This is a genomic window from Mesorhizobium sp. M0618 (genome assembly GCF_040320765.1).
Classification (GTDB): Bacteria; Pseudomonadota; Alphaproteobacteria; order Rhizobiales; family Rhizobiaceae; genus Mesorhizobium.
Map to the genome: position 1 here is coordinate 47,990 of NZ_JAMYQH010000022.1, position 13,793 is coordinate 61,782.

A 13,793-nucleotide genomic window follows, 5' to 3' on the forward strand; every position below is an offset into this window, starting at 1 on the left:
CGTTTTCCCAGTCGCAGACGGGCGCCGCGTTCCGACCTAGGATCGCGGCGTCGTTCTTTCTCAGCCAATGAACGACGTGCTTTGACAGCCGGGCGCGTTGCTGGTCAAAGGCGGCATGACGAAATTCCTCGCCCTTGTCATCGTCGGTTTCATGGTCATTCAACTGATCAAGCCGCTCGGCTGGCCAGGCCTCAAGCGACGCGGCGATTTCTGGAAGCTGGCACTGCTCGCCATGGCCGCGATTTCACTGGCGGCCGTGCTCGGGCATTTGACGTAGGACGGCACTTGTCGTCGGTGCCCCATTGCCAAGCACCGGGCCAACCAGATGCTCGGCCCAAGCCCGGTAGCCTGCTTCCGAGGCGTGAAAGCCGTCCGAGGCAAAGCCGGCTTCCGGATTGGTGATCGGCAGGCGCGGCGCCGGCACCGCGCCGCGCTCCAGGCAAAGGCGTTCGCCCATCCGGTTCATGTCGGTGGCGCGAATCTCAAGAATTTTTCCGAGCAGCGGAGGCATGGCCGGCGCCCGGGTGAACTCCAGCACCGGCGACCACACCACGCGTGCTTCCGGCCATTTGGCGCGCAGGCCGTAGAGCAGGCCACCGAACTCCTTTTTGAAGCGCGGCACCGAGTGAAAATTCTTGGCGTCGTTGGTGCCGATGGCCAGCACGATATGCGTCCACGGATCGGCCGACAGATTGGGCAGGACATGGTCGCGGATCTGGCCCGACGTTGCCGAATTGAAACCAGCCGCCCGCCAGCGCACGGCGCGACCTGTGCTTTGTGAAATCAGCACGGCGAGTTGCGAGGCAAGCCCATCTTCCGAATTGCCGATGCCGACCGACGCGGCGGAGGAATCGCCCAGCACCAGAAGCGAGATATCAGGCGCCTTGCCTGGTATTTCGTGCATGACCGGCCCTTGCGCCGGCAGCATGCGCGTGGTGCGGCGTCGCACGCCGAGGCCTTGCCAAATATAGACCGGGAAGGCGAGCCAGGTGAGTAAGGCCGGGAAGCGCATAGCAGTACCGTTAAACGATCAGCGGCAGCCTTAGCGCATGTTTTGGTCGACGGGAACGCTCTTCAATCGCAGCAACTCGCCTGCCCCGCTTGCTTGCCCTGATATTCATCGTGCAGCCGCACCCAATCCATCAGTCCATGATAGGGGCCGTTCTCGTTGCGGCCCTTCGGCGTCATGTCGAGATAGTCGTAGGCGCCGATCTGCGCCTCGCCGCCGCGGGCGCGCGACATGAAGGTGAGGAAGATGTCGCCGGTCTCGTCCCGGTAGAAAACGCTGGTGCCGGGAAGCTCCTTCGATGTCCGTGGACGGGTCTCGAAATTGTAGGTGGTGTCGCCGGCGGCGATCTGCTTGTCGGTGAAGGAGACCTGCATGTCGAAGTTGAAATCCGAGGCATAGGACGACACCCAGTCGAACTTCCAGCCCATGCGCTGCTTGTAAGGCAGAAGTTCCGCCAGTGGGGCGCGCGAAACCACGACCAGCGACACGTCGTGATGCCGCAGATGCTGATTGGCGCCGTCGATATGGTCGGCAAGGAATGAGCAGCCCTCGCAATGATTGACGCAGCCCGGCCCGAACATGAAGTGATAGACGATCAGCTGGCTGTTGCCGGCAAACAGGTCGGCCAGTCTCTTCGGCCCTTGCCCGGTCTCGAAGACATCGTCCTTCCGGATCTTCAGCCAGGGCAATTCACGCCGCTCAGCCGCGATCCGCTCGCGGAGCCGCGTCAGTTCCTTCTCGCGCGCCAGATGCGCCTTGTGCGCCTGGAACCGGTCTTCGCGCGAAACGACCTTGTTGCGATGCATGAACCTCTCCCTGAAGTGTCATTCCAAGGACGTTCGGGATGAGCACAACCCGACATCGCCCGAGAGGAAATAAGGACGGAGAGGCTCCGCCCCAAGCCCGGCAAGTCACAAACAAAAAACCCGGGCGCATCGGCCCGGGTTCGAAGGAGGAAGAAAGGACTGTGGTCAGGCGGCCTGTTCCAGGCTCGCCTTCCATTTTCCGAGCGCTGCCAGATGGTTCATGTGGGCGCGATGGGTGAAGGCAGCCTGACCGGCGGCGACGTTCGAGGCCTTGCCGCTCCAGGCTTTCTGTGGCGCGGCCTGCAGCGCGCGACCATAGGAGAAGGTCAGCTTCCACGGGTGCGGCCCGATGGCGTTGATGGCGTTGAGGTTGGCGGTCGCTTCCTCGTCCTCCTGGCCGCCGGACAGGAAGGCGATGCCCGGCACGGCTGCCGGTACGGTTTCGCGGAACAGCTTTATAGTCTTTTCCGCGACTTCTTCAGGGCCACTCACCTTGCCTGATTTCCTGCCGGCCAGCACCATGTTCGGTTTCAGGATAGTACCTTCCAGCACGACGCGCGCCGCGTAGAGTTCGCTATAGAGCTTGAGCAAAATCACCTTGCTGATCTCGTAGCATGTGTCGATGTCGTGGGCGCCATCCATCAGCACCTCCGGTTCGACGATCGGCACGATGCCGGCTTCCTGGCAAAGAGCGGCATAGCGGGCGAGCGCATGGGCGTTGGAGCCGATCGAGGTCCCCGAAGGCACGCCTTTGGCGACATCGATGTCGATCACCGCGCGCCATTTGGCGAAGCGGGCGCCGAGCTTGTAGTAGTCGGCAAGGCGCTCGCGCAGGCCATCGAGGCCTTCGGTGATGGTGTCGCCGGGAAACCTGGCCAGCGGCTTGGCGCCTGCATCGACCTTGATGCCGGGGATGGCGCCGGCCGCCTTGATGATGTCGACCAGCGGCGTGCCGTCGGCGGCCTTCTGGCGGATCGTCTCGTCATAGAGGATGACGCCGGAGATGTAGCGGGTCATTGCCTCCCTGGTTCGGAACATCATCTCGCGGTAATCGCGGCGGCTGTCGGCTGTCGATTCGACGCCAATGACGTCGAAGCGCTTCTTGATGGTGCCCGAACTTTCGTCGGCGGCCAGCAGGCCCTTGCCATCGACGACGATCGCAGCGGCAATGTCTTCGAGACGTTCGCTCATTGTGGCTTCTCCTGAAACGGTTGTTCCGCGCTTAACGGAAGTCTACCGCCAAAGGAATGGCATCGGAAAGCTCGAATCGATTGAAAGCCTCGGGCGGCCTTGTTCGCTCTCCGAGTGTTGATCGCCTCGGAGCCTCAGCGCTTCAAGACGTCGACGCCGGGCAGCGGCTTGCCTTCCATCCATTCCAGGAAAGCGCCGCCGGCGGTCGAGACATAGGTGAAGTCGTCGGCGACGCCGGCATGGTTGAGCGCCGCCACCGTATCGCCACCGCCGGCGACCGAGACCAGCTTGCCGGCCTTGGTGCGCGACGCCGCGTGCTTGGCAGCTGCCACCGTCGCATGATCGAAGGGCGCGATCTCGAAGGCGCCGAGCGGGCCGTTCCAGACCAGTGTCGCGGCGCGGTCGATCCATTCGCCGATGGCCGTCACGGTTTTGGCGCCGACATCGAGGATCATGCCGTCGGCCGGCACATCCGATATAGCGACGGTCCCGCAGGCCGCGCCCGCCTTGAACTCCCTGGCGACGACGCCGTCGACCGGCAGGATGATGGCGCAGCCGGCCTCGGCCGCCTCGATCATGATCTGCTTGGCGGTCGCGGCGAGATCATGCTCGCACAGCGATTTGCCGACATTGGTGCCACGCGCGGCAAGAAAGGTGTTGGCCATCCCGCCACCGATGACGAGGGCATCAACCTTCTTCACCAGGTTCATCAACAGATCGATCTTGGTCGAGACCTTGGCGCCGCCGACAATGGCGACGACCGGACGAACCGGTTTTCCCAAGCCCTTCTCCAGCGCCTCAAGCTCGGCTTGCATGGTGCGGCCGGCAAAAGCCGGCAACAGATGCGCCAGCCCCTCGGTCGACGAATGGGCGCGGTGCGCGGCGGAAAAGGCGTCGTTGACGAAGATGTCGCCATTGGCGGCAAGCTTTTCGGTGAAGGCCGGATCGTTCTTTTCCTCGGCCTTGTAGAAGCGGGTGTTTTCAAGCAGCAGCACATCGCCCTTGTTCATGGCGGCGACGGCGCTTCCGGCCGTGTCGCCGACGCAATCCGAGGCGAAACCGACGGGACGGCCGAGCACGTCGGCTGTCGCCCTGGCGATAGGCTCCAGCGAGAATTCGGGCGAGGGGCCATCCTTGGGCCGGCCGAAATGGGCGAGCAGGATGACCTTGGCGCCCTTGGCCGATAGCTCGGCGATAGTCGGTGCGATGCGTTCGATGCGGGTGGCATCGGTGACTTTGCCCTCAGTGACAGGCACGTTGAGGTCGACGCGCACCAGCACGCGCTTGCCGCTGATGTTGCCGATATCGTCGAGTGTCTTGAAGGCGGCCATGCGGGTTCCTTTCGCGAAAAACCGGGGGACCATACCCCGCATCGGTGACGATGCAAGGCTTAGGGCGCGCTCGAACCGAAATTTTGAACTGGGTACGATCTTGCGCCGGCAGGGCGGATGAATGGCAGCGCTCAATAGCGGTTTTGTCAGCTTTCGGTTGCTGCCTTTTCCGGCGCCGGCTCCGGGGCCGGCTTTTCGTCCGCCCGCGCCTCGGTCTCCTGCGTCTCGGTCGGCTTGCGCCAGTTGCGGATGAAGGCGGAAAGACGGTCGCCGATTTCGCCGGCGCTGAGGAAGACCGGCACCCGCGCCACCGGCGCGGTCGGCTCGAAAGACAGACCGAGGCCTATGATCTTGCCCTTGTCGTCGACGTCGCGGACGATCAGTTCTATCGGGCCGAGCAGGACGCGGTCGGCATATTCGGCATGGCCGCCGAGCCGCGCCGTGACCAGCGCGCCAACGGTGAGCTTTTGCTCCGCTTCGGTCAGGCCTGGCGTATAGGCCGCTTCCAGTTCAGCGGCGGAGCGCGCGGGGTCGACCGCGAAGGCACCGAAGAAATCGGCATCCTCGGGATCGACCACGGCACGGCTCGCGAACAGCTTGTCGAGCAGGCGCGGATAGCGGTCCGGCACGAAAATATAGACCTGGTCGCCGGCGGCGAGCCGGCCCATGTCCTGGAAGCGCATCGAGCGGCCGTCGCGCAACACCAGCGAGGGTCGCGCCCAGCGTGGGATGCGCTCGCCGCGCGCCACCGGGCTGCCGTGTGCAACGCGATAGGCAAGAAGCTCGTGATGGGCCGAGCCCGGCAATTCAAGCTCGACCTTGTCCAGCGGTCCGAGCCGTGCCGGCACGATCAGACCGAGGCGGCGCGCCAGCGGTCCGACCGTCCAGCCCTGGATGACCAGCGACACGAGCACGATGATGAAGGCGGTGTTGAAGATGACACGGCCGTTTTCCAGGCCGCCGAGCAGCGGGGTGATGGCGAGCAGGATCGACACCGCGCCGCGCAGGCCGACCCACGAGATGAAGGCGACTTCGGGGCGCGGCAGACGGAACGGGATCAGGCAGAGCCAGACGGCGACTGGCCGCGCCACGAACATCAGGAACAGGCCGAGCAGCACCGCCGGCACCATGATCGCCGGAAACTGCGACGGCGTCGCGAACAGGCCGAGGATGAGGAACATGATGATCTGCGCCAGCCACGACATGCCGTCCTGGAAACGCTTGAGGATGGTGACGGCTCGGATGTCGGAATTGCCGGCGATAAGGCCGGCAATATATACCGCCAGGAAGCCTGAGCCGCCAATGGCGCCGGCTGCTGCAAACACCATCAGCGACAAGGTCAGCACGAAGATCGGCAGCAGGCCGTGGTCGAGATTGAGCCGGTCGACGAGGCGCACGATGGCGAGACCGCCCAGCACGCCTACGATTGCACCGAGGCCCATATTGAGGAGGAAGCCGAGGAACAGGCTGGTGACCAGAACATTGGTCTCGGGGTTGGCGTGGGCGGCGATGATCTCTACCAGCGTGATGGTCAGGAAGATGGCGATCGGGTCGTTGGTGCCGGATTCCACCTCCAGCGTCGAGCGCACGCGTTCGCGCAGATTGATCTCGCCGGCTCGCAACAGGAAGAACACGGCCGCCGCATCTGTGGAGGCGACGGCAGCCCCGAGCAGGAAGGATTCCAGCCAGGTGAGATCGAGCAGATAATGGGCGGCGACGCCGAACAGGCCGGTGGTGACAAGCACGCCGAAGGTCGCCAGCGACAAAGCCGGGCCTGCAGCCTGCCGCAAGGCGTTGAGCGGCGTGCCGAAACCGGAATCGAACAGGATGACGGCCAGCGCCAGTGAGCCGGCAAAATAAGCGATGCGGGCGTTGTCGAACTGGATACCGAGTCCGTCGGTGCCGGTGGCGAGGCCAATGCAGAGAAACAGGAGCAGAAGAGGGGCGCCGAAGCGGAAGGCGATCAGGCTCGAAAACGCGGCGGCGACGACAAGCGCTGTGCCGACCAGCGTGACGAGATAGATCGCATGCTCCATCCTGAAATCAGCCCCTCAAATTCGTCTGTCTCCTGCTTTGCGAGAGAGTGGGGCGAAGACGTGACCAGTGCAAGGCGGCAGGGTGGCTTTTTGGCCTATGCCGCTGATTTTTGGATGTTTTGGCGTCCAGGACACAATTTGGAAAGGCGCAAGCTGCGCTCATGAAAAACGCCCGGGCAAAGCCGGGCGTTCCAAGTCTCGAAAAGAGAGTTTTGTGATCAGGCGATGGTCTTGCCGAAGGCGACCGATGTGTCGCCCATGCGGTTGGAGAAACCCCATTCATTGTCGTACCAGGACAGCACCGACACGAAGTTGCCGTCCATCACCTTGGTCTGGTCGAGCGCCATGATCGAGGAGCGCGGATCGTGGTTGAAGTCGATCGACACGTTCGGGTGATGGGTGACGCCGAGAATGCCCTTGAGCTTGCCGTTGGAGGCGGCGATCACCGCTTCGTTGATCTCCTGCACCGTGGTCGACCGCTTGGCGATGAACTTGAAATCGACGACCGAGACGTTCGGGGTCGGCACGCGGATCGAGATGCCGTCGAGCTTGCCCTTGAGGTCGGGCAGCACCAGTCCGATCGCCTTGGCGGCACCGGTCGAGGTCGGGATCTGCGACAGGGCAGCGGCGCGGGCGCGGTAGAGATCCTTGTGCATGGTGTCCAGCGTCGGCTGGTCGCCGGTGTAGGAATGGATCGTCGTCATCATGCCCTTTTCGATGCCGACCGTCTCGTGCAGCACGGCTGCCAGCGGCGCCAGGCAGTTGGTGGTGCAGGACGCATTCGAGATGACGATGTGGTCCTTGGTCAGCTGGTCGTGGTTGATGCCGTAGACGACGGTGAGGTCGGCGCCTTCGGCCGGGGCCGAAACGATGACGCGCTTGGCGCCGGCGGTCAGGTGTGCGGCTGCCTTGTCGCGGGCGGTGAAGATGCCGGTGCATTCGAGCGCGATGTCGATGCCCAGTTCCTTCCACGGCAGCTGCGTCGGATCCTTGATCGCGGTGACCTTGAACGTCTCCTTGCCGACGGTGATCTGGTCGCCGGAAACCGAGACTTCATGCGGGAAGCGGCCATGCACGCTGTCGTAGCGCAAGAGATGCGCGTTGGTCTCGACCGGGCCGAGGTCGTTGACGGCGACGACGTCGATATCCTTGCGGCCGGATTCATGGATGGCGCGCAGGATGTTGCGGCCGATGCGGCCGAATCCGTTGATGGCAACTCTGACGGTCATTATTCTCTCCCTGGGAGTTGGAGGGCAGACGATGGGTCCGCAGTTTCATAGCGGCGGAAGCGGAAAGAATCCAGCCGCAGCGACGTGGATTTAAATCGATTAAGTTGGTCCAGCCCGGCGAGGCCGCCTTACGCGATTTCGCCGAACCTTGAACCTACTTGGCATGCAGGCGGGTTTCCGCCGCCTTGGCCGCGGCTTCGGCGGTGATGCCGAAATGCGGATAGAGCTGCTCAATGGTGCCTGAGGCGCCAAAGCCGGTCATGCCGACGAAGATGCCGTCGGAGCCGATCAGATGATCCCAGCCCTGGCGGATGCCGGCTTCGATCGCCATCTTGATTGGCGCGTTGCCGATCGTTTTCTTGCGGTAGTCGTCGCTCTGCTGGTCGAACAGTTCGAAGCAGGGCACCGAGACGACGCGGGTGGGATGGCCGTGCTTTTCCAGCAGGTCGCGGGCGCCGAGCGCGATCTCGACCTCGGAGCCGGTGGCGAAGATCGTCACCGCCGCTTCACCGCTGGCGGCTGCCAGCTCGTAGGCGCCCTGGCTGCTGAGATTCTCAGCAACGAATTCGTTGCGTACCGTCGGCAGGTTCTGGCGTGTCAGCGCCAGCGTCGACGGCGTCTTTTCCGACTCGAGGGCGATCTGCCAGCATTCAGCGGTTTCGACCGCGTCGGCCGGGCGGAAGACATTGTGGTTGGGAATGGCGCGCAATGCGGCCAGATGCTCGACCGGCTGGTGGGTCGGGCCGTCTTCGCCCAGACCGATGGAATCATGGGTCATGACGAAGATGGAGCGGATGCCCATCAGTGAGGCCAGCCGCATCGACGGCCGAGCATAGTCGGAGAAGCACATGAAGGTGCCGCCATAGGCGATGAGGCCGCCATGCAGCGTCAGGCCGTTGATCGCAGCCGCCATGCCATGCTCGCGGATGCCGTAGTGGACATAGCGCTGGCCATAGTCGTCCGACGTGATGTTCTTGGTCTGGCTGGTCTTGGTGTTGTTGGAGCCGGTCAGGTCGGCGGAGCCGCCGATGGTCTCGGGCACGGCGCCGTTGATGACTTCCAGCGCCATCTCGGAAGACTTGCGGGTGGCGACCTTCGGCTTGTCGGCCGACAGCTTCTTCTTGTAATCAGCGATGACGGCGTCGAAATTGGACGGCAGCTTGCCGCTGATGCGGCGCTCGAACTCGGCCTTCAGCTTGGCATCGGCCTTGGCCAGGCGGCTTTCCCAGTCTGTACGCGCCTTGACGCCGGCCTTGCCGGCGGTGCGCCAGGCGTCGAGGATGTCGGCTGGAATCTCGAAGGGCGGCGAATCCCAGTTGAAGAACTTGCGCGCGCCGGCGATTTCGTCGGCGCCCAGGGGGGAGCCGTGCGCCTTGTTGGTGCCAGCCTTGGTTGGCGCGCCGAAGCCGATGGTCGTCTTGCAGGCGATCATCGTCGGCTTGTCGGAATGGCGGGCAGCTTCGATGGCATAAGCGATGGCTTCCGGATCGGTGCCGTCGATGTGGCTGGCATTCCAGCCGGAGGCCTGGAAGCGGGCGACCTGATCGGTGTTGTCGGACAGCGAGACCGGGCCGTCGATCGAGATGTCGTTGTTGTCCCAGAAGACGATCAGCTTGTTGAGCTTGAGATGGCCGGCAAGCGCGATGGCTTCCTGGGAAACACCTTCCATCAGGCAGCCGTCGCCGGCCAGCACATAGGTGTAATGATCGACGAGATCGTTGCCGAAGGCGGCGTTCATGATGCGCTCGCCGAGCGCGAAGCCGACCGAATTGGCGAGACCCTGGCCGAGCGGGCCCGTCGTCGTCTCTATGCCGGCGGCATGGCCATATTCGGGATGGCCGGCGGTCTTCGAGCCCAACTGGCGGAAGTGCTTGATCTGGTCGATTGTCATGTCTTCGTAGCCGGTCAGATGCAGCAGCGAATAGAGCAGCATCGAGCCATGGCCGGCCGACAGGATGAAACGGTCGCGGTCGGCCCAGTGCGGGGCCTTGGGATCATATTTCAGGAAGCGCGTGAACAGCACCGTGGCGATGTCGGCGCAGCCCATGGGCAGGCCCGGATGGCCGGAATTTGCCTTCTCGACGGCGTCCATGGAGAGAAAGCGGATCGCATTGGCCATCCGGTCATGTTGTTCACGCGACGTCATGGTTCCTCCAGAAGTGGGGGTTTGGGGGCTTGGGAGAGCCCTTGAAAAGGGTGCGCGACACATAGCAGGCGCGGGCTTTTAGTCAACAAATCGGGTGCACATTTGCCGGTCTTGTGATGCCGGCGGCGGACCTACATTAGCGTTAGCGGGGGACAGTCGCGAGAGCTTTGTTGACGTTGCCTTCACCCGGTGCCTAATGTTTCAGGGATAACGCGTTCTGAACGTGAACGATTCGGTGATGGGCAGGGCACAGGACGAAGGCCATGACCGGGGAAGCCACACTCAAGGAAGTCATCGCGAGGCTGGGCAAGGCCATCGAGGGGCTGGAAAACGCCGTCGCGGCCAAGCTCGAGCATGAACGCGACTACTCCGAAGCCGAGGCCGAGGTGCAGCGGATGAATGCCGACCGCTCGCGGCTGGCGCAGGAACTCGATAATTCCGAAGCGCGCGCCGAACGGCTGGAAGATGCCAACAAGGAAGTCTCGCGACGTTTGGTGACCGCCATGGAAACCATCCGCGCCGTGTTGGACAGATAGGAGCTGGCCCGATGGCACAGGTCACGGTTTCAATCGACGGCAAGCAGTATCGCATGGCCTGCGACGAGGGCCAGGAAGAGCATCTGATCGACCTTGCCGAACGCTTCGACCGCTATGTTTCACACCTGAAGGACTCGTTCGGCGAGATCGGCGATCAGCGGCTGACCGTGATGGCCGGCATCATGGTGATGGATGAACTCTCGGAGTTGCAGAAACGCGTCAAGGGCATGGAAAGCGAAGTGCTGACCCTGCGCAAGACCCGCGACGAGGCTCTGACCAAGGCCGACAAAAGCGATAGCGTGCTGACCAACGCGCTCGGCGCGCTGGCACAGCGCATGGAAGACCTGACTGTGACGCTGGCGGTCAACAAAACCTGAGGCAGGAACCTTTCCTGTCCAGCCCAACAGGCTCTCATACGCGCGCAGCGTATTCGGCAGCATAAAAATGCTCGCCTGCCGCCGACAAGAGTTTCATATTATCTTGCAGCCACGATTTTTGCGCTAAGATGCAACGATGCCGGGCGGGACAGCTTGATGTCGGCGTGATTGCCGCGTGCTGTTCCTCGCTGCCGACGGGTTCCGTTTACAGGGGAGATGTACCATGAGCCTTCGTATCAACGACATTGCGCCGGATTTTACCGCCGAGACCACGCAAGGGACGATCAAATTCCATGATTGGATCGGTGACGGTTGGGCGATCCTGTTCAGTCACCCGAAGAATTTCACGCCGGTCTGCACGACCGAGCTTGGCACGATGGCGGGGCTCGAAGGCGAGTTCAAGAAGCGCAATGTCAAGATCATCGGCATTTCGGTCGATCCGGTCGAGAGTCACGGCAAGTGGCAGGACGACATCAAGACGGCGACCGGTCATTCGGTGAACTACCCGCTGATCGGCGACAAGGACCTCAAGGTCGCCAAGCTCTACGACATGCTGCCGGGCGGTGCCGGCGAGACGTCGGAGGGCCGTACGCCGGCCGACAATGCCACGGTGCGCTCGGTCTACGTCATCGGATCAGACAAGAAGATCAAGCTGGTGCTGACTTACCCGATGACCACGGGGCGCAATTTCGATGAGATCCTGCGCGCGGTCGATTCCATGCAGCTTACCGCCAAGCACCAGGTGGCGACACCGGCGAATTGGAAGCAGGGCGAGGACGTTATCATCACCGCTAATGTCTCCAACGAAGACGCGATCAAGCGCTTCGGCGCCTACGAGACCATTTTGCCCTATCTGCGGAAGACCAAGCAGCCATCGGCCTGATCCCAGGCGCTTCGGAGCGATCTTTGGCCTTCTCGCCCTTGCGAGCCAAGTGATACTTGACTGCCGCACCCGAGCGGACAACCATGCTCCTCTCGGGTGTCGTCAGAGCAAATCATTCCTGGCGACCGAGAGTTGGGGAAGCCGGAATTGGACGTAGCTTTGGCCAAGCCGCAGGTCAGCGGCTTCTATGACAAGCCGACCGGGGCCATCCAGTATGTCGTCGCCGACCAGGCGACGAAGCGCTGTGCGATCATCGATCCGATCCTTGATTTCGACGAGAAATCAGGTGCTACGGCAACGACGAATGCCGATGTCCTGCTCGACTTCGTCAGCGAGCAGGGGCTGAGCGTCGAATGGATCCTCGACACGCACCCGCACGCCGATCATTTCTCGGCGGCGCACTATTTGAGAGAGAAGACCGGAGCGCCGACAGCGATCGGCGACAGGGTCGTCGACGTCCAGAATTTGTGGAAGGCGATCTACAACTGGCCGGATTTTCCCGCCGACGGTTCGCAGTGGGACAGGCTGTTTGGTGAAGATGAAACCTTCAAGGTCGGCACGCTTCCGGTCAAGGTGCTGTTCTCGCCTGGCCATACGCTGGCCTCGGTCACCTATGTGATCGGCGATGCCGCCTTCGTCCACGACACGCTGTTCATGCCCGACAGCGGCACAGCGAGGACGGACTTTCCCGGCGGCAGTGCCGCGCGGCTCTGGCGCTCGATCCAGGACATACTGGCGTTGCCGGACGAGACGCGGGTGTTCGTCGGCCATGACTATCAGGCCGGCGGCCGCGAACCTTTGTGGGAAAGCACGGTCGCCATACAGAAGGCAACCAACACCCATCTCGCCGCCGCCCGCAGCGAGGCCGAGTTTATCGCCCTGCGCGAGGCGCGCGACAGGACGCTGCCGATGCCAAGGCTCATCCTGCATGCGCTGCAGGTCAACATGAATGGCGGGAGGCTGCCCGAACCCGAAGCCAATGGCCGGCGGTACCTGAAGTTTCCGCTGGACGGGCTTTGAGGGGCTGTTGGCGAAGTTGCCAATCTCGCCCCTTGCGGGGGAGATGCCCGGCAGGGCAGAGGGGGGTGCTGTCCCGCCAACCTGTCAGTTAATTGTGGCTGTGCCTTCAGTCTTTCGGTTGGGTGACTGACGCCGAAAAGTAGCGATCCTTCACACCCCCCTCTGTCCTGCCGGACATCTCCCCCGCAAGGGGGGAGATCGGATGTCGCCTTCGCTTTCGCCAACCACCATTGCAGTCCGCTACAAAAAAGGCGGCGCCAGTTTCCTGGCGCCGCCTTGATTTTTGTTGCCTTAGCCGGCTTTAAGCCGCGGGCTGTGCCTCAATCGTACGCAGCGCCTGGGTCTGGCGCTTGGCGGCGGCCTTGACCGCATCCTGCACCTTCTCGAAGGCGCGCACCTCGATCTGGCGCACGCGCTCGCGGCTGATGTCGAACTCGGACGACAGCTCTTCCAGCGTCAGCGGCTCCTCGGCGAGGCGACGGGCCTCGAAGATGCGCCGCTCGCGCTCGTTAAGCACGGCAAGAGCGCCCGACAGCATGCCGCGCCGGTTTTCCAGCTCGTCCTGCTCGATCAGCATCTCTTCCTGGCTTTCGTGGTCGTCGACCAGCCAGTCCTGCCACTCGCCGGACTCACCTTCGCTCGCCCGGATCGGGGCATTGAGCGAGGCGTCGCCCGACAGGCGGCGGTTCATCGACACCACCTCGGCTTCGGAAACGTTCAGCCTGGTGGCGATCTCGGCGATCTGGTCGGGCTTCAAGTCGCCGTCGTCCAGCGCCTGGATCTTGCCCTTCACCTTGCGCAGGTTGAAGAACAGGCGCTTCTGATTGGCGGTCGTGCCCATCTTGACCAGGCTCCACGAGCGCAGGATGTACTCCTGGATCGAGGCCTTGATCCACCACATGGCATAGGTCGCGAGGCGGAAGCCACGCTCGGGTTCGAATTTCTTGACGGCCTGCATCAGGCCGACATTGCCTTCCGAGATCACTTCACCAATCGGCAGGCCATAGCCGCGATAGCCCATGGCGATCTTGGCGACGAGCCTGAGGTGGCTGGTGACGAGCTTGTGCGCAGCAGAGGTGTCCTCATGCTCGGCGTAACGCTTGGCGAGCATGTACTCTTCCTGCGGCTGCAGCATGGGAAAGCGGCGGATTTCTTCCAGGTAGCGGCTGAGGCCGCCTTCGCCGGAAACGATACTGGGTAGTGACTGGGCCATGATAGCGCCCCCTCTC

Annotated in this window: 13 protein-coding genes; 5 read left to right on the top strand and 8 right to left on the bottom strand. The window is 62.9% G+C overall.

Translation table 11 applies throughout. From position 1 onward, the window contains the following. Window positions 1-115: 115 nt before the first annotated feature. Window positions 116-277 (top strand): hypothetical protein, encoded by a 162-nt coding sequence (locus NKJ04_RS22280; protein WP_023810961.1) that lies wholly within the window; start codon window positions 116-118, stop codon window positions 275-277. Here the strand turns inward: NKJ04_RS22280 and NKJ04_RS22285 are convergent. The 7 genes from NKJ04_RS22285 to tkt form a co-directional block, all read right to left on the bottom strand. Then, window positions 245-1,012, bottom strand: coding sequence for an SGNH/GDSL hydrolase family protein (locus tag NKJ04_RS22285; protein WP_352677392.1), 768 nt, complete (start codon window positions 1,010-1,012; stop codon window positions 245-247). The genes NKJ04_RS22280 and NKJ04_RS22285 overlap by 33 nt on opposite strands. Before the next feature lie 62 nt (window positions 1,013-1,074). Beyond that, entirely contained in the window at window positions 1,075-1,815 is a 741-nt protein-coding gene (locus NKJ04_RS22290) for a DUF899 domain-containing protein (RefSeq protein ID WP_352677393.1), read from the bottom strand. Window positions 1,816-1,980: 165 nt separating this feature from the next. Beyond that, window positions 1,981-3,006 carry a class I fructose-bisphosphate aldolase gene (locus NKJ04_RS22295; protein ID WP_352677394.1) on the bottom strand — a complete coding sequence of 342 codons (1,026 nt, stop codon included), beginning with the start codon at window positions 3,004-3,006 and terminating at the stop codon, window positions 1,981-1,983. A 134-nt stretch (window positions 3,007-3,140) separates the two neighbouring features. Further along, a complete protein-coding gene (locus tag NKJ04_RS22300; RefSeq protein WP_023810965.1) occupies window positions 3,141-4,337 on the bottom strand; it encodes a phosphoglycerate kinase in 1,197 nt (398 codons plus the stop codon). Between the two features lie 146 nt (window positions 4,338-4,483). After that, window positions 4,484-6,373 carry a potassium/proton antiporter gene (locus tag NKJ04_RS22305; protein ID WP_023810966.1) on the bottom strand — a complete coding sequence of 630 codons (1,890 nt, stop codon included), beginning with the start codon at window positions 6,371-6,373 and terminating at the stop codon, window positions 4,484-4,486. 218 nt (window positions 6,374-6,591) lie between these two features. Then, a complete protein-coding gene (gene gap, locus NKJ04_RS22310) occupies window positions 6,592-7,602 on the bottom strand; it encodes a type I glyceraldehyde-3-phosphate dehydrogenase (protein WP_013529249.1) in 1,011 nt (336 codons plus the stop codon). Between the two features lie 154 nt (window positions 7,603-7,756). Further along, window positions 7,757-9,748: a transketolase gene (tkt, locus tag NKJ04_RS22315; protein ID WP_352677395.1), complete on the bottom strand. Its 1,992-nt coding sequence runs from the start codon at window positions 9,746-9,748 to the stop codon at window positions 7,757-7,759. A gap of 263 nt (window positions 9,749-10,011) precedes the next feature. Here tkt and NKJ04_RS22320 point away from each other — a divergent pair, with 263 nt between their 5' ends. From NKJ04_RS22320 to NKJ04_RS22335, 4 genes are all read left to right on the top strand, one after another. Then, window positions 10,012-10,284 carry a DUF4164 domain-containing protein gene (locus NKJ04_RS22320; RefSeq protein ID WP_013529251.1) on the top strand — a complete coding sequence of 91 codons (273 nt, stop codon included), beginning with the start codon at window positions 10,012-10,014 and terminating at the stop codon, window positions 10,282-10,284. 11 nt (window positions 10,285-10,295) lie between these two features. Next, window positions 10,296-10,661, top strand: a complete 366-nt coding sequence (locus NKJ04_RS22325) for a cell division protein ZapA (RefSeq protein ID WP_352677396.1) — start codon at window positions 10,296-10,298, stop codon at window positions 10,659-10,661. A 223-nt stretch (window positions 10,662-10,884) separates the two neighbouring features. Further along, the gene (locus tag NKJ04_RS22330) at window positions 10,885-11,544 is read left to right on the top strand and encodes a peroxiredoxin (RefSeq protein ID WP_352677397.1); all 660 of its coding nucleotides are present in this window, start codon (window positions 10,885-10,887) and stop codon (window positions 11,542-11,544) included. 147 nt (window positions 11,545-11,691) lie between these two features. After that, the gene (locus NKJ04_RS22335; protein WP_352677398.1) at window positions 11,692-12,564 is read left to right on the top strand and encodes an MBL fold metallo-hydrolase; all 873 of its coding nucleotides are present in this window, start codon (window positions 11,692-11,694) and stop codon (window positions 12,562-12,564) included. 301 nt (window positions 12,565-12,865) lie between these two features. Here NKJ04_RS22335 and rpoH read toward each other — a convergent pair whose 3' ends face one another. Continuing rightward, window positions 12,866-13,777 carry an RNA polymerase sigma factor RpoH gene (gene rpoH, locus NKJ04_RS22340; protein ID WP_013529255.1) on the bottom strand — a complete coding sequence of 304 codons (912 nt, stop codon included), beginning with the start codon at window positions 13,775-13,777 and terminating at the stop codon, window positions 12,866-12,868. Window positions 13,778-13,793: the final 16 nt, after the last annotated feature.